Annotated in this window: 1 pseudogene; it reads right to left on the minus strand. The window is 57.4% G+C overall.

What is annotated here, in order from left to right:
• Nucleotides 1–44: 44 nt before the first annotated feature.
• A pseudogene (locus tag PSFL_RS19070) lies at nucleotides 45–674 on the minus strand (terminase); the annotation flags it as partial.

Consider the following 674-nt stretch of genomic DNA (forward strand, 5'->3'; position numbering starts at 1 on the left):
CTGTGCCGCGTCGTACTCCGGGCGGGTGTATGTGACGTCTGCCATTAGCGTGCGAATCCCATTTTGATTGATTTGACCGGCTTCTTTGCGCTCTTGGCGACAGCGAAGTACCGGAATGCATCGGAGCCGTGAGACGTCCAGTCATGCAGCGGCTTGTCTTTCCAGCAGCCCTTCTTGTCGTCCCACTCCTTGCGATAGTTCTCAAGGCAGGCAATGCCCTCTTCGCACTTCGATTCGTCGAAGGCGCACTTGGACAGAATTTCGCGGGCCTGCTCGATACCGTCGTCCACCCCGATCTTCGGGACAACCTGGAACGTCATCCGGTAAACCTGGCCATCGATCTCGTAACCCTCTCGGGCTATGTCCTTGCGCGTCTTCGCATCACTGCCGAACTCGCGATTCTCGATGTCATGCGGGCCCCAGTGCTCGGAATACGTGTATCCCTTGTCCTTGAGCACCTTCATGTAATGCCGAAGGCCTTCGCCTGAGTTCTCGTAGTAATCGATGACGTGGTATTGCTCGCCAACCTGACGCACAAACCAGATGGCGGTGGAGTCGCTCACACCGATGTCCCAAATGGTCATCACCGGCAGGTGGCTGTTGTCGGGCAGAGTGCCGATGCGCTGAGCGGCATACAGCTTGGTGAACTGCTGGGCGTAGTAAGCACCCTCGAC

Origin of the sequence: Pseudomonas sp. DD1, assembly GCF_044510355.1 — a bacterium.
GTDB lineage: Bacteria > Pseudomonadota > Gammaproteobacteria > Pseudomonadales > Pseudomonadaceae > Aquipseudomonas > Aquipseudomonas shahriarae.